This window comes from Rhizobium sp. BK619 (assembly GCF_014195245.1).
GTDB lineage: Bacteria > Pseudomonadota > Alphaproteobacteria > Rhizobiales > Rhizobiaceae > Rhizobium > Rhizobium acidisoli.
Genome location: NZ_JACIBH010000003.1, coordinates 206,034 through 222,694, shown reverse-complemented (window position 1 = coordinate 222,694; position 16,661 = coordinate 206,034). Strand labels below are relative to the sequence as shown.

General features: G+C 62.0%; 16 protein-coding genes and 1 tRNA gene. 10 read left to right on the top strand and 7 right to left on the bottom strand.

Going from position 1 to position 16,661, the window contains the following annotated elements:
• Positions 1–51: 51 nt before the first annotated feature.
• Together lepA and FHX14_RS06765 are read left to right on the top strand one after the other, a co-directional pair.
• Positions 52–1,884 carry a translation elongation factor 4 gene (lepA, locus tag FHX14_RS06770; RefSeq protein ID WP_184376646.1) on the top strand — a complete coding sequence of 611 codons (1,833 nt, stop codon included), beginning with the start codon at positions 52–54 and terminating at the stop codon, positions 1,882–1,884.
• Positions 1,885–2,181: 297 nt separating this feature from the next.
• Complete coding sequence (locus FHX14_RS06765) at positions 2,182–2,415, top strand: type II toxin-antitoxin system CcdA family antitoxin (protein ID WP_184376645.1); 234 nt, start codon at positions 2,182–2,184, stop codon at positions 2,413–2,415.
• A gap of 1 nt (position 2,416) precedes the next feature.
• Here the strand turns inward: FHX14_RS06765 and FHX14_RS06760 are convergent, their stop codons facing one another.
• From FHX14_RS06760 to FHX14_RS06750, 3 genes are all read right to left on the bottom strand, one after another.
• Positions 2,417–2,869: a GFA family protein gene (locus FHX14_RS06760; RefSeq protein ID WP_184376644.1), complete on the bottom strand. Its 453-nt coding sequence runs from the start codon at positions 2,867–2,869 to the stop codon at positions 2,417–2,419.
• An 86-nt stretch (positions 2,870–2,955) separates the two neighbouring features.
• Entirely contained in the window at positions 2,956–3,504 is a 549-nt protein-coding gene (locus FHX14_RS06755; RefSeq protein ID WP_184376643.1) for a sugar O-acetyltransferase, read from the bottom strand.
• A 10-nt stretch (positions 3,505–3,514) separates the two neighbouring features.
• A complete protein-coding gene (locus tag FHX14_RS06750) occupies positions 3,515–4,252 on the bottom strand; it encodes a type 1 glutamine amidotransferase (protein WP_184376642.1) in 738 nt (245 codons plus the stop codon).
• Between the two features lie 125 nt (positions 4,253–4,377).
• On the opposite strand from FHX14_RS06750, the gene FHX14_RS06745 reads away from it, so the two are divergent.
• Positions 4,378–4,671 carry a SelT/SelW/SelH family protein gene (locus FHX14_RS06745; protein ID WP_184376641.1) on the top strand — a complete coding sequence of 98 codons (294 nt, stop codon included), beginning with the start codon at positions 4,378–4,380 and terminating at the stop codon, positions 4,669–4,671.
• An 11-nt stretch (positions 4,672–4,682) separates the two neighbouring features.
• Here FHX14_RS06745 and FHX14_RS06740 read toward each other — a convergent pair whose 3' ends face one another.
• Positions 4,683–5,096: a BA14K family protein gene (locus FHX14_RS06740; protein WP_184376640.1), complete on the bottom strand. Its 414-nt coding sequence runs from the start codon at positions 5,094–5,096 to the stop codon at positions 4,683–4,685.
• A gap of 169 nt (positions 5,097–5,265) precedes the next feature.
• On the opposite strand from FHX14_RS06740, the gene FHX14_RS06735 reads away from it, so the two are divergent.
• Positions 5,266–5,352, top strand: a tRNA-Leu gene (locus FHX14_RS06735).
• Between the two features lie 219 nt (positions 5,353–5,571).
• Positions 5,572–5,862, top strand: coding sequence for a poly(hydroxyalkanoate) granule-associated protein (locus tag FHX14_RS06730; RefSeq protein ID WP_184376639.1), 291 nt, complete (start codon positions 5,572–5,574; stop codon positions 5,860–5,862).
• Positions 5,863–6,210: 348 nt separating this feature from the next.
• Here FHX14_RS06730 and FHX14_RS06725 read toward each other — a convergent pair whose 3' ends face one another.
• The 3 genes from FHX14_RS06725 to FHX14_RS06715 all read right to left on the bottom strand — a co-directional run bounded on the left by FHX14_RS06725 (position 6,211) and on the right by FHX14_RS06715 (position 8,700).
• Positions 6,211–6,507, bottom strand: a complete 297-nt coding sequence (locus FHX14_RS06725) for a DUF982 domain-containing protein (protein WP_184376638.1) — start codon at positions 6,505–6,507, stop codon at positions 6,211–6,213.
• Positions 6,508–6,661: 154 nt separating this feature from the next.
• Positions 6,662–6,994: a hypothetical protein gene (locus FHX14_RS06720; protein WP_054182137.1), complete on the bottom strand. Its 333-nt coding sequence runs from the start codon at positions 6,992–6,994 to the stop codon at positions 6,662–6,664.
• 59 nt (positions 6,995–7,053) lie between these two features.
• Positions 7,054–8,700 carry a GumC family protein gene (locus FHX14_RS06715; RefSeq protein WP_184376637.1) on the bottom strand — a complete coding sequence of 549 codons (1,647 nt, stop codon included), beginning with the start codon at positions 8,698–8,700 and terminating at the stop codon, positions 7,054–7,056.
• Between the two features lie 135 nt (positions 8,701–8,835).
• Between FHX14_RS06715 and FHX14_RS06710 the strand changes: the two genes are divergently transcribed.
• The 5 genes from FHX14_RS06710 to FHX14_RS06690 all read left to right on the top strand — a co-directional run bounded on the left by FHX14_RS06710 (position 8,836) and on the right by FHX14_RS06690 (position 16,414).
• Positions 8,836–9,885, top strand: coding sequence for a glycoside hydrolase family 5 protein (locus FHX14_RS06710; protein WP_184376636.1), 1,050 nt, complete (start codon positions 8,836–8,838; stop codon positions 9,883–9,885).
• Positions 9,886–9,887: 2 nt separating this feature from the next.
• Positions 9,888–11,156 (top strand): hypothetical protein, encoded by a 1,269-nt coding sequence (locus FHX14_RS06705; protein ID WP_012559592.1) that lies wholly within the window; start codon positions 9,888–9,890, stop codon positions 11,154–11,156.
• 42 nt (positions 11,157–11,198) lie between these two features.
• Complete coding sequence (locus FHX14_RS06700; RefSeq protein ID WP_184376635.1) at positions 11,199–12,215, top strand: acyltransferase; 1,017 nt, start codon at positions 11,199–11,201, stop codon at positions 12,213–12,215.
• Positions 12,216–12,489: 274 nt separating this feature from the next.
• Entirely contained in the window at positions 12,490–13,374 is an 885-nt protein-coding gene (purU, locus tag FHX14_RS06695; protein ID WP_184376634.1) for a formyltetrahydrofolate deformylase, read from the top strand.
• Between the two features lie 118 nt (positions 13,375–13,492).
• Complete coding sequence (locus FHX14_RS06690) at positions 13,493–16,414, top strand: aminotransferase (protein WP_184376633.1); 2,922 nt, start codon at positions 13,493–13,495, stop codon at positions 16,412–16,414.
• Positions 16,415–16,661 lie beyond the last annotated feature (247 nt).

Here is a 16,661-nt window from a genome sequence, read left to right as displayed (position 1 = left end):
GCGTAAACAGCGGGATAATTACCGCTTTGCGGCAGGGGGCGGCGCTGCTATATGGCGCGCATGAGCACCAATTCGACCACTCCGCTATCCCATATCCGCAACTTTTCGATCGTGGCCCATATCGACCACGGCAAATCGACGCTGGCCGACCGGCTGATCCAGACGACGGGCGGCCTTGCCGAGCGCGAAATGTCCGAGCAGGTGCTCGACAATATGGATATCGAGCGAGAGCGCGGCATCACCATCAAGGCCCAGACGGTGCGCCTGCACTACCAGGCTGATAATGGCGAGAAATACATTCTCAACCTGATCGACACGCCCGGCCACGTCGACTTCGCTTATGAAGTCTCGCGGTCGCTGTCGGCCTGCGAGGGCTCGCTGCTGGTCGTCGACGCTTCGCAGGGCGTGGAAGCGCAGACGCTCGCCAATGTCTACCAGGCGATCGACAACAATCACGAACTCGTCACCGTCCTCAACAAGATCGACCTGCCCGCCGCCGAACCCGACCGCATCAAGGAGCAGATCGAGGAAGTGATCGGCATCGACGCTTCGGAGGCCGTGCTGATCTCGGCCAAAACAGGCCTCGGCATTCCCGCCGTGCTGGAGGCGATCGTCAACAAGCTGCCGGCGCCGAAGAGCCCGGGCGGCGACAAGGCGCCGCTGAAGGCACTGCTCGTCGACAGCTGGTACGACACCTATCTCGGCGTCATGGTTCTCGTGCGCATCATCGACGGCGTGCTGACCAAGGGCCAGACGATCCGCATGATGGGCACCGATGCGAAATACCAGGTGGAGCGCGTCGGCGTGCTGACGCCGAAGATGGTCAATGTCGACAGCCTCGGCCCCGGCGAGATCGGTTTCATCACCGCCTCGATCAAGGAAGTGGCCGACACCCGCGTCGGCGATACGATCACCGAGGACAAGCGGCCGACCGCACAAGCGCTGCCGGGCTTCAAGCCAGCGCAGCCGGTGGTGTTCTGCGGCCTGTTCCCGGTCGATGCCGCCGACTTCGAGGATCTGCGCGCCGCCATGGGCAAGCTTCGCCTCAACGACGCCTCCTTCTCCTTCGAAATGGAATCGTCGGCTGCTCTCGGCTTCGGCTTCCGCTGCGGCTTCCTCGGCCTGTTACATCTCGAAATCATCCAGGAACGGCTGGAGCGCGAATTCGACCTCGACCTGATCGCCACCGCCCCGTCGGTGGTCTACAAGATGTTCATGACCGACGGCTCGGAGCGCGAGCTGCACAACCCGGCCGACATGCCCGATGTCGTGAAAATCTCGGAAATCCACGAGCCGTGGATCCGCGCGACGATCCTGACCCCGGACGATTATCTCGGCGGCATTTTGAAACTCTGCCAGGACCGGCGCGGCATCCAGATCGAGCTCACCTATGTCGGCACGCGCGCGATGCTGACCTACGACCTGCCGCTCAATGAAGTCGTCTTCGATTTCTACGACCGGCTGAAGTCGATCTCCAAGGGCTACGCCTCCTTCGACTATACGCTGACCGACCACCGCGAGGGCAACCTCGTGAAGATGTCGATCCTCGTCAACGGCGAGCCGGTCGACGCGCTGTCGATGATGGTGCACCGCACCGCCGCCGAAAAGCGCGGCCGCGACATGTGCGAGAAGCTCAAGGAGCTGATCCCGAAGCACATGTTCAAGATCCCGATCCAGGCGGCGATCGGCGGCAACGTCATCGCCCGCGAGACGATCTCGGCGCTTCGCAAGGACGTGACCGCGAAATGCTACGGCGGCGACGCCACCCGCAAGCGCAAGCTGCTCGACAAGCAGAAGGCCGGCAAGAAGCGCATGCGCCAGTTCGGCAAGGTGGAGATTCCGCAGGAAGCCTTCATCGCGGCGCTGAAGATGGGCGACGAATAGGCTTTCGCAGAGCCTTTTTTTGACGACGAGACCTGGGTCTCCTTGGCTTGTTGACAAGCCTCGCTCTTTATTCTCCGTCATCCTCGGCCTTGTGCCGAGGATCTGCCAACGTATCAACCGGCTGCAGATGCTCGGGACAAGCCCGAGCATGACGGAGGAGAAGTAGTCAGGCTCTATCAGTTGTCCAACGAAAGCCCGTCGGTAGCCCGGAAGTCGCATTTCCGGGGTGTATCGCCTAGACTGCGCAAGGTATGATGCCAGCGCCAATGCGCCAGCATTTGCTAGGGAGGTTCTGCCATGAAGAATGAAAGCCGAGCAACCGGAAAGCCTGGATCGGCGGCAGGCGCAGATACCGATTCCAACAAGGGCGGCAAAGTCCAGGCCGTCGATCAAAAGACAAGCGATGATGAAACGCTGCCTCGCGAAGAACGCGAAAGACTTTGGCGAATTGAAAACGCCGAGGCGATCGCGGAGCAAAACGAATATGTTGCGAAGCATGGCCTGCCATTTGCGAAATACCGGCAGTTTTGACTCATCCCCGGCCCATATATTCCTTCACCAGCCCTTCATAGGCCTCCATGGCCGGCAGCGCCTCATAGCTATGCACCGCGCCGGTCTCGGCAAAGGCCAGCTTCTCGCTCGTCCATGTCTCGATGAAGGGGGTGAACCAGCTGGGATCATCGAGCATGGTCACGCGCAGGTTGACGAACCAGTCCATGCCTTCCGGGCGGGTGAACATCCAGCTCATGCAGTGTGGACAGAAATAATGTTTCGTCACGCCGTGCAGGCCGCCGATCACAGGCTTGCCTTTCGTGACCTCGAAGCCTTCGCTGGGGATGGCAGCGCTCAGCGAATAGGCGCTCGCGGTCATCTTCTGGCAGCCCGTGCAATGGCAGGCCATGGTCAGCAGCGGCGGCGCGCTGATCTTCAACCGCACCCGGCCGCAGCGGCAGCCGCCTTCGATCGGTAGGTTCTGTGCTGTCACGATATTTCCTCCCGTTCGCCGATGATCTAGCGGAATGATCGCCGCTGTCGAGGTGGCAAGTCGCTTGGAATGCCGTCTTGCCGTCGTTATCGGATGCGGGCCGGATTGCCGACCACGGTTGCGCCGGCCGGCACATCCCGCGTCACCACGGCGCCTGCACCGACGATCGCGCCCTCGCCGATCGTCACGCCGCCGAGGATGATGGCGCCGCCCCCGATCCAGACATCGCTGCCGATCGAAACCGGCCGGGCGATCTCGATGCCGGCGCTGCGAAGTGCGGCCTCCTTATGATGCTCGGCGCAATAGATCTGCACGCCGGGTCCGAACATGCTGCGGTCGCCGATGATCACCCGGCCGGAATCGAGGATGGTGCAGCCGGCATTGAAATAGACGCGTTCGCCGAGCGTGATGTTGATGCCGTAGGAGCAGTGAAATGGCGATTCGATGAAGACATCAGGCGCCACGCCGGCAAGGAGCGCCCTCAGGGCCGGCGCCATGGCGCCGCGCTCGTCCGGCGGCAGCGTATTGTGCGCATGAACCGCCAGGCGCGCCTGCCGGCGCAAGAGATCGAGCTCGTCGTCCAGGCAGCAATACCATTCGCCTGCCGCCATTTTCTCGCGTTCGCTCGCCGGCATCGCATCGCCCCTAAGCGGAAACTTGCGACCGCAACCGGATCTCTTCCGGTTCGATCAGGCCAACCCAGGCGCGGGCGATGGCAAGGCCCGCGGCATCGGCGGCACCACCATGTCTTGCCGCCAGGTCGGCATGGTTCTCCAGCCAGCCGGCGGCGATGCGCTCGATCGCATCGGGGAATTCGGCCTTCCATTGTTCGACGACCGTCCTATCGGCCTCGAAATGGAACTGCGTGCCATAGACGGCGCGGCCGATGCGAAAAGCCTGGTTTTCGGCGACCGGGCTCGTCGCCAGGCGCACAGCACCTTCAGGCAGGGAAAACGTATCGGCATGCCATTCGAAGATGGTGAATTCATCGCCAAGCGCCGACAGCAGCGGATCGGCCCGGCCCTCGGCGGTGACGCCGATCTTGTGCCAGCCGAATTCGCGGGCGATGCCGAGATGATTGTCCGCACCATAGGCGCGGGCGAGGATCTGGCTGCCAAGGCAGATGCCGAGCACGGCCTTGCCGGCATCACCGAAGGCACGCGAAAGCCGGGCGAGCTCCGGCAGGTAGGGATGCATCTCGTCATCCAGCGCGCTCTGCTCGCCGCCGAGAACGACCAGCGCGTCATGACCGACTATATCCCGGGGCAGGATGCCGTCCTGCCAGACGCGAAACCACTCGATAAGAGCTCCCGCCTCGTCGAGTGCTCTGGCAAGCGCGCCAAGACCGGTATTGCGCATATTTTCGACGACTGCGACTCGCATGGGTTCTCCCCGGCATGACCGACGATGGAAGAGACCATGCCGGCGGGCGACGCGCAAGATGCCTGCGCGCCATTGCGCGCGCACGCCGCAAGGGCTTAAATCCACGCGAACGAAAGGAAATCGCCATGACCGAAAAAGCCCGCGTCTCGATCCTCTACTGCACCCAGTGCAACTGGCTGCTGCGCGCCGCCTGGATGGCGCAGGAGCTGCTGCACACCTTTTCCGACAGTCTCGGCGAAGTGGCGCTGGTCCCCGGCACCGGCGGCAATTTCGAGATCCGCGTCAATGGCGATCTGATCTGGGAGCGCAAGCGCGACGGCGGCTTTCCCGGGCCGAAGGAGCTGAAGCAGCGGGTCCGCGACATCGTCGAGCCCGGCCGCGATCTCGGCCATGTCGACCGCGCCTCGCTGGAAAGCTGACCGCAGCAGCCTCAGCGATAGGGCGAGCGGCAGACCCTGTAGACGCCTTCATAGGTGAGAAAATGATCCGTCCTCGGATTGTAGGAGCGGTATTCATTGGTGCACCAGGCGATATGCTTGTTCGGAGCGTTCGGCTGCACCCGGCGCACCGGCGGCGGATCATAGGTCAGTTGCGGCCGCCCGGCAGCCCCCGGCAGGTAATAGGTCGGCCCCGCGCCCCGCGGACGGTAATTCGGTTGAACATAGGCGGGGCGGTGCCATTGCTGCGGCCCGAAACCGAAACAGCCGCGAAAATCGCAGAGCGTCGATCCGGTGTTGAGCGGCCCGACCCCCGGCTTGCCCAGCTTCAGCGAATCAGCGCCGGCCACAGCCGGCGCAAGAAGGGCTAAAAGACCGGCGAGCAGAAGCGTGCGGGAAGAGTGCATGGAGCATTCCTTTTCGATATTTCCTTTATATAGGGCGCGCCCGAGCCAAGCGCTACGCTGCTCTCCGGCCACTCTCTCCGACGTGACCGACTGTTTTTCGCCAACTGTCAGAAAAACTTCAAAAACCCGGTTGACAGTCAGGAGCTGCCCCCTTACATCGCTCTCCGTCGCCCAGATGGCGGAATTGGTAGACGCGCCAGCTTCAGGTGCTGGTACCCGAAAGGGTGTGGAGGTTCGAGTCCTCTTCTGGGCACCATTCCATTCTTGATCACTACCGGATCAAGGAGTTAAGCCTTTCCAAAATTTACGCATTTTGTGCCTGGAAAAGGCCTGCAACAATGCGTTTGAGGCTTGTCAGCTCAAATCCAAAGACTTTCAAAATCCATATTGACGCGTATTCCGGTCCCGATAGCCAGCCGCCATTGACTTGCTCATTGTTGAATGGAACATAAGGCGAACACAATGGAGTCTTGTAATGATCCGATATGCCACATCCGTAGCCAGCACCCCCGAGCCTTCAAAGGCGCGCGAGACGCCAGTCGCCAAGCTGGCCATTGAGATGCCTCCGGCCAAACAGGTCGTTGATGAACACTCGACGGCAGCGGTCCTTGCTGCCTATCCGCTGCTGGTCGGTTCCGAGCCAGACGAGCTCGGCTCCGACACTCTGCCGAAGAACACAAAGCCACCGCGCCGTGCGGCAAAAAATCGGAAGCCTAAAGTCGCCGAAGCAACCGGCACTCCGCTCCAGCTTGATCTCAAGACCTAACCGCCCCTTCGGGACAAGAACTGGCGGCGATCACCCGAACTCCCTACCATAATCTATATAGCACTTCGGAATCCCGAAATTGGCTGTTGGCTTGAAATCATTCGATGTTTCCCGACGACGACACCTCGCAAAACCCGGCGCATTTCGAAATCCCGAAGCGGGGGAATTTCGGGATTCCGAAGTGAGGTTTTTCTGGCGGCGTGTGCATTTGTCGACAGCACGCGACCGCCGGACCGGTATGCTGCGGGAGCCATCAGCGGAGCTTTCCCCTATCGGGCGGTTCGCAGCATGCGCATCTCATGCGTCAGCGCCGCTTTGGCCGGCGCATGGTGGCGTGGTTGATGGCCTTCACGCGGCCATTTCGGCCGTCGCCTTCCCGCTGTCGGGAATTACGGTCAAAACCCCCATGCCGGCTTCTCTGGCGGCGCTCAGAAGCAATTCCCTGAGTTCGTTCATCCCAGCCTGCCCCGTGACGGCATCGGCGCAAGCCTTCACCGCCGCAACATATTCCTCTCCATCTTCAAACGGCCAGTCGGTCATCAGAACTTCAGCGGCGTCTCGGAGCGTCCGGACGATCTTGCGCGTGTGCCGGTCGCCGAGAAAGAGAACGAGAGGCGCAAAATCCGCCGATGTGTTCCATTGCATGTCACTTTCTCCCCAAGAGTTAGAATATTAGTAACAATGCAAGAAGCGTGCCGGGGACGGCAGGAGGCAGAAGACACAGTGGTCTTCCGGAATCAGCAGGCGGAATATCCTTTCCGGCTTCTTCCGCGATCTTTGACGGATTCTGCTGGAGCCTTCAGCGCACCGGCTGATAGTGGCCGCGCAGCGGGACCTTGTCGTCCATCGAGATGAAGCCGTCGCGTTCGCAGACATACATCAGCGTCGGCATGCCGCCGGAGCGGAAGATCTCGTCGTAGCGGCGGCGGATCTGGACGGTTTCGGTGCGGCAATTATAAGATTCTTCCTCCTTCTTGTCCGGCTGCGCCTTGACGCCGGGCAGGCCCTTGTAGGGGTAGAGCGGCTGAACGCCGGAATCGAGCGATTTCGTCCAGTCGACGGCAAAGGCGGACGCAGGCACCAGGCTGGACACGGCAACGAGCGACATCAGAAGCATCATCATAGGCCGCATGGGAATTCTCCTGCCGGCAATAGGGCACTCACAGGATGTAGGGAAACCGGCGACCGTCATCAAGCGGTGGTCGCGGGCGACCTGCTGAAATAACTTCTGATGACGGGGTGGCCGAAAAGGCCGGCGAGGATCGCAAAACCGGCGCCGACGACGAAACCGGCAAGAAGACCGCCGATGATGCCTGCGATAAGCAGGATCTTCTTTCCTGGGCCGTCGGCCTTCACAGGCGGCTCGGCCGGCGAGATGACGCGAATGTTGCTCTGGTTGAGGTTCTGCTCCTCGCTCGTCTGGCTGGAGCGCTTCAGCACCGTCTCGTAAATATCGCGCGCCGCCGTCGCCTTGCGCTGCAATTCGTTCAATTCCACCTGCTTGTCCGAGGTGCTCGCCTGCAGCGCCTTCTGCACGGCAAGCTCCTTGGCGATGCTGTCCTCGGCGGCCTTGGCCTGCTCGTATTCGCCTCTTGCCGAGGTAGCGAGACGCTGCAGTTCGCCCTTGATTTCGCCTGATATGCTCTGCAGCGAGGAGCGGGCCGCCTGCAGGCGCGGATGGCGCGTACCCATCTGGCTTTCGAGGCTGCCGACGGCGGCGGCCTGGGTGGCATATTGCTGGCGCAGGCTGACCAGCGGCGAAGTGACGCCGCCCTCCGCCTGGTTGCCGGCAACGATATCCTCGACGCGGAGATTGGCGACGGCATCGGCGCGGGCCTTGGCCTGGATGGTTTTTTCCTGCGCCGTCACCAGCATCGTGTTCAGCGAGACGAGCCGCTGATCGGAAATCAGATTGCCCTCGGTCGCGGCCATGTCGTTGTCGGCGCGGAAGGTTTCGACAGCCTGCTCAGCCTCCAGCACCTTCTGCCGCAAATCGTCGAGGCGTCCGTCCAGCGTCGAGGAGGTGTTTTCGTAGATGCCGTTCGAGGCGCTGTTTTCCTCCTCGGTGAAGGAGGTGACGACCTGGTTGGCCAGTCTTGCCGATTTCTCGGGATCATTGGTCGTCGCGGCAAGCGAAACGACATAGGTGCTGGCCTGCCGGGTAATGACCAGCGCCTTCTGCAGAGTGCCGATCACGGCGGCGCCATCGGTGCGGCCGCCGGTGAATTCCGGATCCTGGTCGAGCTTCATGGTCTCGACGACGCGGCGCAGTACATTGCCGGAGGTCAGGATCTGCACCTGGCTGTCGATCAAAGTCGAGATCATTTCCGGCGAAGGCCCCGAAGACTGACCGCCCGCATCGGCAAGACCGATCTGGCGCGGATCGAAATAGAGGCTGCTGACGGCGGTGAATTTTTGCCCGATGGTGGGCGCCACCACCCCGCCGGCGACGGCGCCGAGAAGGGCAAGAACAAGCACGACCAACCGCCGGCTCCAGATCGCGGCGACGCTTGAGCGGAGGTCGAGAAGCGGTGCGGCAGAGGCGGGCACTGCGTTCGGCGGCGCGTCCACGACCGGCTGTTTCCTAGGTGCCGTCGTGGGCGCCGTCGGGGGCACAGCCAAGGACGGGGGCGCCGGGCGTTCGGCTTGGCGGGGTTGCGCAACACTTGCCGGCGGCGGCACAAAGGCAGGAGGGGCGGGTTCGGGCGGCGGAGGGACGAAATCGTCCGGACGGACCACGGGACTGCGCATGCGCACGCCTTCCGGCGCAGTCTGAGACGACTCATAACTGCGCCAGCCAGGGAGCCGGCTTACCCTGTTCCTGTCATACTGGTTCATACGCGCACTCGTGTCCTGCCCAGCGTGAAAGACTGAAGCCGAGGTGCTCAGACTTTAGAAATTCTTAGCTAACGGACCGTTAAAATAATCTGAGCGACGCCGATGTTGCGATTTGCCTGGATTACGAGGACAGCCATGAGGACGAGACGACATCTGACGGCGCTGCTGCTTGCGGCCGCTCTCGTCCCCTCGCCGACCCTTGCGGCCGACCCGCCCTGCTATCGCGGCGTCAATCTTTCCGGCGGCGAATATGGTGAGCGCGACGGCATTTACGGCACGAACTACACCTATCCGAGCGAAGAGACGATCCGCTATTTCGCCGAAAAGGGCATGACGATCGTCCGGCTGCCCTTCCGCTGGGAGCGGTTGCAGCCGGCGCTGGGCGGCCGGCTCGACGAGGACGAACTCAAGCGGATCAAGGACACCGGCGGGCTGATCCGCAAGCACGGCATGGCCGTACTGCTCGACCCGCATAATTTCGGCTATTACGACAAGGTGCAGGTCGGCACGGCGCCGGCGACGGATGCCGCCTTCGGTGATTTCTGGGCAAGGCTTGCGGTCGAATTCGCCAATCAGGACGGCGTGCTCTTCGGCCTGATGAACGAGCCGCACGATATCAAGGCGACGGACTGGCTCGATGCCGCCAATGCGGCGATCCGCAGCATCCGCGCCGTCGGCGCCCGCAACCTCATCCTGGTGCCGGGCACGGCCTGGAGCGGCGCTCACAGCTGGGAGGAGGATGTGATCGGCGGCGCCAACGGCACGGTGATGCTCGGCGTGCGCGATCCGCTCGACTTCTACGCCTATGAGGTCCACCAGTATCTCGACATTGATTCCTCCGGAACCCATCCGACCTGCGAGGGTGCTACCGGCGCTGTCGAAGCGATCGCCGGCGTCACCGCCTGGCTGAAGAAGAACCACAAGCGCGGCTTTCTCGGCGAGTTCGGCGCCGCCGCCGACAAGGACTGCATGAGCGGGCTGACCGAGATCTATTCCACCATGTCCGATAATGGCGACGCCTGGCTCGGCTGGTCCTATTGGGCCGCAGGCGAATGGTGGCCGGCCGACGAGCCGTTCAACGTCCAGCCGCGAAAGGGCGCTGAGCGGCCGCAGATGCGGCTTCTCGTCAATTCGGCAAAAGCCAAAGCCGGCGCCTGCGCCAGCGTCAAGCCAGCGGGGAAGTGACGGTGGCGGTCCTCGACCAGAACGCAGCTTTCCCTATGGCCGGCAGTGCAGCCGGCGAAGCGGCGCGGACCGATCATGCCGTGCTCTGGCTGGGACTGCTGTCGGTGCTCTACAACGGCATTCTCGCCTTCATCAACCACAACATCATGCCGCTCTCGTTGACGCATGTCGCCGCCAGCGAGGGCCTGATCATGGCGAGCGCCATCCTCTACATCCTGCACAAGGGGATCTACGAGACCGATCTGCCGGCCTTCCTGTTCCTGCTGTTCACGCTTGTCGTGACGATCTATGTCAGCGTGCTCAACCGCATGCTTTTCGTCGATCATTTCCGCAACGTTCTGATCATCTTCTGCTTTTCCGGCCTCGGCGGCTGGAGCAACGAGAAGACGATGAAACTCGCCTTTCGCTGGGCAAGCCTTGCCGTCATGATCTTCCTGATCTTCGAGATCGTCAGCGTGCCGTTCTATGTCAGCATCGTGCATCCGTCCGATTATTTCGCCAATACACGCGGGCTGCTGCCGCTGAGCTACAACACGACGGGCCTGTTCCAGAACGCGCTCGGTTTTCCCGAGCGTTTCTCCTTCGGCATCATCGACCACCGCTCGTCGTCGATCTTCCTCGAACAGGTGTCGCTCGCCAATTTCTGCGGCGTGATCGCGATCTATCTGATTTCCATGTGGGAAAGAATAGGCCGCTGGGACCGGCTGCTGTTCGTCGGCACCGCGGTGCTGATCCTGGTGACGAACGACACCCGCACGATGCTGATCTTCTGTTTTGCCTGCATCGCCGGTTATTTCGTCTTTCCGAAGATCCCGAGGAATTTCAATCTGGCGCTGATGCCGCTGATCGTCGCCGCCGGTTTCCTCGTCTACACCTTGAAACCCAATGCGACCGGCGACAATTTCACCGGCCGCATCAACCTGACGATGAAGAAGATCATGGAGCTCGATCCGCTCGCCATCCTCGGGCTTTCGGTCGACCGGGTCGCCGAATTCGCCGACAGCGGTTATGTCTACCTGATCTACGCGGCGACGATCTTCGGCGTTATCGCCCTATGGCTGTTCGTCTGCCTGTTTCCGGCGGGCCGCACGGCGGCGCAGCGGCGCTGCGCCCATTCACTTTCTCTTTTCATTTTTCTGAATATGATGATCGGGGGAACCGCCGTTTTCTCGATGAAGATCGCCGGGCTCCTGTGGTTCGTCGTCGGATATATGCGCTTCCACGACAGCCCGCGCCTCCGGCAGGATCGTGCGGCGGATGTAGAGAGTTGACCGCAGCGGCACGGCGCCCGCGCGAGCCCGAGGAGACGCTCGATGCTTGTCCAGCTTCAATATCTGCGCGCCGTCGCGGCGCTGATGGTCGTCTATTTCCACGCGATCTTGCAGCTTGCGAAGGTCAATCCCGCGCTCGACGCCACCACCTTCGTCTATGGCGAGACCGGCGTCGACATCTTCTTCGTGCTCAGCGGTTTCGTGATGTGGCTGACGACGAGCGGGCGGGCGATGAGCCCGATCGATTTCGCCCGCCGGCGCATCAAACGCATCGTCCCGCTCTATTGGCTGGCAACATTGTTTTCGGCTGTCGTGGCGCTGGTGGCTCCCTCATTGCTGAAATCGACAGTGTTCGACCTGCCGCATCTGATCGCCTCGTTGTTCTTTCTGCCATGGGCCAATGCCGCCGATCCGAGCGTGATCACCCCGGTCGTCGTGCCGGGCTGGACGCTGAATTACGAGATGTTCTTCTATCTCATCTTCGCGCTGCTGCTGCCGCTCTCGGAAACCCGCCGCATCCCGGCAATGTTTGCCGTCTTCGCCGTCATCCTGATCGCCTGCCGGCTGCTGCCGGAAACAACAGTCACCCGCTTCTACGGCGAGCCGATCATTCTGGAGTTTCTCGCCGGCACCGTGCTCGGCTGGCTCTATCGGCAGAAGGTGCTTCTGCCGAACCGCTGGGCATGGGCGGCGCTCATCATCGGCTTTGCGTTCCTCTTCATCAACGAGGCGCTGATGCCGCCGGAAAGCCGGTTCTACGCCTGGGGAATCCCGGCGATCTTCATCGTCTACGGCGTGGTCTCGATCGACTTTTCCAGGCTGCCTTTTATCGGCTGGCTGAACTATCTCGGCGACTGCTCCTACAGCATCTATATCACCCACGCCTTCACGCTCGCCTTCCTGAGGGTCGCCGCCGACCGGCTGCCGATCGGCATCCTGCAGCAGCCGGTGCTCTTCGTGATCCTGTCGCTGGTGCTCTCGTCGATCGGCGGCGCCATTATCCATGAAATCACCACGCCGCGGCGGAAAGTGGCGGTGGCGAGCCGCCCGCCGGCCTAACTTCGCCCGTCGAAGGCGAGAATACGCATGCCCACGGCGCTGGCGGCACAGTTTTTTGCGTAACTTCTCCTAAGCTAAGGCCTGTCGCGCAAAACTGTGCAGCGGTTTTGCGATAACGACAGGCGAGACATGAAGACCCGGAAGCGAGAGAACTTGCACAAACATGATGGGTCATCTTGCAATTTGTCGCATGAATGAAAGCGCACCGGCCTGTTCGCGGCCCAGGCTTTGATCTAAGCACGGCCGCGGCCTTGAAGAGGGAAGAGGGAGAGACATGAAAAGCTATGTATTGACGGTATCCTGCAAGTCGACGCGCGGCATCGTTGCGGCGATTTCGAGCTATCTGGCGGCGAAGGGCTGCAACATCATCGACTCCAGCCAGTTCGACGATCTCGATACCGGCAAGTTCTTCATGCGTGTCTCGTTCATCTCGGAAGAAGGCCTGTCCGGCTCAGAGATCGGCGCCGATTTTGCCGCCGTCGCCGCACCCTTTTCGATGGAATACGAATTCCACGACAGCGAAAGCCGCATGAAGGTGCTGCTGATGGTGTCGCGCTTCGGCCATTGTCTCAATGACCTGCTCTACCGCTGGAAGATCGGCGCGCTGCCGATCGATATCGTCGGCGTCGTCTCCAACCATTTCGACTATCAGAAGGTCGTGGTCAACCACGACATCCCCTTCCACCATATTCCGGTCACCAAGGCCAACAAGGTTCAGGCCGAAGCCCATATCATGGAGGTGGCCGAGCAGACCGGCACCGAACTGATCGTGCTTGCCCGCTACATGCAGATCCTGTCGGACGAAATGTGCCAGAAGATGTCGGGCAAGATCATCAACATCCACCATTCCTTCCTGCCGAGCTTCAAGGGCGCCAACCCCTACAAGCAGGCCTACGGACGCGGCGTCAAACTGATCGGGGCAACCGCCCATTACGTCACCGCCGATCTCGACGAAGGCCCGATCATCGAGCAGGACACGGCCCGCATCACCCATGCGCAGTCGCCAGACGACTATGTCTCGATCGGCCGCGACGTCGAAAGCCAGGTGCTGGCCCGGGCCATCCACGCCCATATCCACCACCGCACCTTCATCAACGGCAATAGAACCGTGGTCTTCCCGGCAAGCCCCGGCAGCTACGCCTCCGAACGCATGGGTTGAACGCGGTCGAAACCACATCTCTTTTGCTGGCAGACGACAATCTCCCGTTGCCTGCCAGCAGCAAGTATTTGATTATCGTCTTCAATAGGTAATCGAATCATGCTGCGGGAGGGGTGTCATGACCGACGAGGCGCTTGTTGATCGCATGTCGCTGCCGCGTCCCAACGTGACCGTTGCCGACGCGGAAGAGATCCTTCTTGCCCATTACAGCCTGTCAGGCACCATCGCCGAACTCGGCAGTCAGCAGGATCGGAACTACCGCGTCGATAGCGATCGCGGCCGCTACGTCCTGAAGATCTGCCATGCTGCCTACGAGACCCGCGAACTCGAAGCGCAGAATGCCGCGATCCATCACCTCAAGAGCAAGCAGGATGCGCCACGCGTTCCCAATGTGATCGCCAGCAATGAGGGGCGGGAGATCGTCGTGCTGACGGTGCGCGGGCAAGGCTACCAGGTCCGGCTGCTGGAATATCTGGAAGGTCAGGGGCTGACGGAACTGACCTACCTGGCGCCGGCTTCCGTTGCGGCGCTCGGCGCGCTCTGCGCCAAGCTGGCGCAGGCGCTTGCCGATTTCAACCATCCCGGCCTCGACCGCAGCCTCCAATGGGATCTGAGGCGGGCCGGGCCGGTCGCGGTGCAGCTGCTTTCCGCCATCACCGACAGTGCCGCGCGCGACCGGATCGCCAAGACCATGGTGATGGCCGTTCGCCGCATCCAGCCCTTGGCGCCGTCGCTTCGGCTGCAGGCGGTGCATCACGACGTCACCGGCGACAATGTCGTCGGTCATCGCAGTGCCCATGGCCAGATCATTCCCGACGGAGTGATCGATTTCGGCGACATTATCCGCGGCTGGCTGGTCGGCGACCTCGCCGTCACCTGCGCCTCGCTGCTGCATCATGCCGAGGGCGACCCTTTTCATATCCTGCCTGCCGTCACTGCCTATCAGGCGATCTATCCGCTGACCGAGGAGGAATTGAAGGCGCTCTGGCCATTGATCGTCGCACGCGCGGTCATTCTCGTCGCCAGCAGCGAGCAGCAGATTTCGATCGATCCCGAGAATGACTATGCCCGCGGCAATCTCGACCGCGAGCGGGCGATCTTCGATACGGCGATGTCCGTTCCCTTCGAATTGATGGAAGCCGCAATCCTCCAGGCAGCCGGCGCGGATGTCGCCACCCCGGAACCATCGGGATGGCTGCCGCTGCTGCCTGACATCAATCCCGCCGGGATCGCCTATGTCGACCTTGGCGTGCGGAGCCCGCATCTTTCCGCCGGCAACTGGCTGAATGCCGACATGGACTGGCGGCTGCTTGCCCGCGCTGCGACCGAGAACGGCACGGCAGCGACGCGCTACGGCGAATTTCGGCTTTCCCGGGCGGGAGCCGCCGGAAGACAGGCGACCTGCGCTCTGCACATCGATATATGCCTTGCCGCCGGCAGTGCGATCGCAGCGCCTTTTGCCGGTCGCATCGGCTGGAAAGACCAGCATCTGACACTGACCGGCGACGGCATGACCCTGCACCTCGACGGGCTCGATCTCTCGGTCGAGGACGACGCCGAGCTTGCCGGCGGCGACGCGCTCGGCACTGTCGTCGGCGAGGCTTCGTCGCTCGGCGGGCTGCGCGCCCAGCTTTGCCGCGTCGCCGGGCTCGAGCCGCCGCTCTTTGCCACACCGCGCGAGGCGGGGGCCTGGTCGGCGCTCTGCCCTTCTCCCTCGCTGCTTCTCGGCCCTGGGGCCGATGCGCCGAAACCGGAAACCGCCGAGCTGTTCGCCAGGCGGCTGGCACATCTGGCAGGAGCGCAGAAGAATTATTACGCGGCGCCGCCGCAGATCGAGCGCGGCTGGAAGGAGCATCTCTTCGATGTCGAGGGCCGCGCCTATCTCGACATGGTCAACAACGTCTCCATTCTCGGCCATGGCCATCCCAGGCTTGCGGCGGCGATCAGTGCCCAGTGGCTGCGGCTGAACACCAACTCACGCTTCCACTATGCCGCGATCGCGGAGTTTTCCGAGCGGCTCGCAGCACTTTCGCCCGACGGGCTCGATACGGTCTTCCTGGTCAACAGCGGCTCGGAGGCGAACGATTTGGCGATCCGGCTGGCGCAGGCTCATAGCGGCGCGCGCAACATGCTTTGCCTGCTCGAAGCCTATCATGGCTGGTCTTCGGCAAGTGACGCCGTCTCCACCTCGATCGCCGACAATCCGCAGGCGCTGACCACCCGGCCGGACTGGGTGCATGCCGTCGCGTCGCCGAATACCTATCGAGGCGCATTCCGCGGTCCCGATACGGCGGCCGGGTATCTCGGCGCGATAACGCCGGTGCTGGAGGCGATCGACGCCGGCGGCGAGGGCCTTGCCGGCTTCATCTGCGAATCGGTCTACGGCAATGCCGGCGGCATTCCACTGCCGGACGGGTATCTCGGCCAGGTCTACGCGCAGGTGCGCGCCCGCGGCGGCCTCTGCATCGCCGACGAAGTGCAGGTCGGTTATGGCAGGCTCGGCCATTATTTCTGGGGCTTCGAACAGCAGGGCGTCGTGCCCGACATCATCACCATCGCCAAGGGCATGGGCAACGGCCATCCGCTCGGCGCGGTCATCACCACCCGGGAGATCGCCGGGTCGCTGGGGAAGGAGGGCACGTTCTTTTCCTCCACTGGCGGCAGCCCGGTCAGTTGCGTCGCCGGCATGACGGTGCTCGACATCATGGCCGAGGAAAAGCTGCAGCACAATGCGCGAGAGGTCGGCGATCACCTGAAGGCGCGGCTCGCCGCGCTGATCGACCGCCACCCGATCGCCGGCGCCGTGCACGGCATGGGGCTCTATCTCGGGCTCGAATTCGTCCGCGACAGAACGACGCTGGAGCCAGCGAGCGAAGAGACGGCGGCAATCTGCGAGCGGTTGCTGACCCTCGGCGTCATCATGCAGCCGACCGGCGATCACCAAAATGTGCTGAAGATCAAGCCACCCCTCTGCCTCAGCATCGAAAGCGCGGATTTCTTCGCGGACATGCTGGAAAAGGTGCTTGATGAAGGCTGGTGACAGGGTCTTGCCGTCTTAACCAAATCGGTCATTTCAAGGCACTTCGCTTTTTAATGAAACGGCCCATTGCCTGAATCAGCCGGGCTTCCTATCTCTGCTGCGGCGGTCGAAAGAGTTTCGATTCTGTCATGCGAATTTTACGAAGAGCGGATATGTTTCTTTCTATAAGTTCGATCAGGATGGAATGAATTTTTTCGGATCGTCGATATTTTGACACGTTTCGGAATATGTTTCTGACAGGCTGCAG

Coding starts and splice junctions, on each gene's coding strand:
- FHX14_RS06765 (WP_184376645.1), top strand. CDS start 2,182: ATGAAGAATGAAAGCCGAGCAACCGGAAAGCCTGGATCGGCGGCAGGC.
- FHX14_RS06725 (WP_184376638.1), bottom strand. CDS start 6,507: ATGCAATGGAACACATCGGCGGATTTTGCGCCTCTCGTTCTCTTTCTC.
- FHX14_RS06745 (WP_184376641.1), top strand. CDS start 4,378: ATGACCGAAAAAGCCCGCGTCTCGATCCTCTACTGCACCCAGTGCAAC.
- FHX14_RS06720 (WP_054182137.1), bottom strand. CDS start 6,994: ATGCGGCCTATGATGATGCTTCTGATGTCGCTCGTTGCCGTGTCCAGC.
- FHX14_RS06755 (WP_184376643.1), bottom strand. CDS start 3,504: ATGCCGGCGAGCGAACGCGAGAAAATGGCGGCAGGCGAATGGTATTGC.
- FHX14_RS06740 (WP_184376640.1), bottom strand. CDS start 5,096: ATGCACTCTTCCCGCACGCTTCTGCTCGCCGGTCTTTTAGCCCTTCTT.
- FHX14_RS06700 (WP_184376635.1), top strand. CDS start 11,199: ATGCTTGTCCAGCTTCAATATCTGCGCGCCGTCGCGGCGCTGATGGTC.
- FHX14_RS06715 (WP_184376637.1), bottom strand. CDS start 8,700: ATGAACCAGTATGACAGGAACAGGGTAAGCCGGCTCCCTGGCTGGCGC.
- FHX14_RS06750 (WP_184376642.1), bottom strand. CDS start 4,252: ATGCGAGTCGCAGTCGTCGAAAATATGCGCAATACCGGTCTTGGCGCG.
- purU (WP_184376634.1), top strand. CDS start 12,490: ATGAAAAGCTATGTATTGACGGTATCCTGCAAGTCGACGCGCGGCATC.
- FHX14_RS06710 (WP_184376636.1), top strand. CDS start 8,836: ATGAGGACGAGACGACATCTGACGGCGCTGCTGCTTGCGGCCGCTCTC.
- FHX14_RS06690 (WP_184376633.1), top strand. CDS start 13,493: ATGACCGACGAGGCGCTTGTTGATCGCATGTCGCTGCCGCGTCCCAAC.
- FHX14_RS06730 (WP_184376639.1), top strand. CDS start 5,572: ATGATCCGATATGCCACATCCGTAGCCAGCACCCCCGAGCCTTCAAAG.
- lepA (WP_184376646.1), top strand. CDS start 52: ATGGCGCGCATGAGCACCAATTCGACCACTCCGCTATCCCATATCCGC.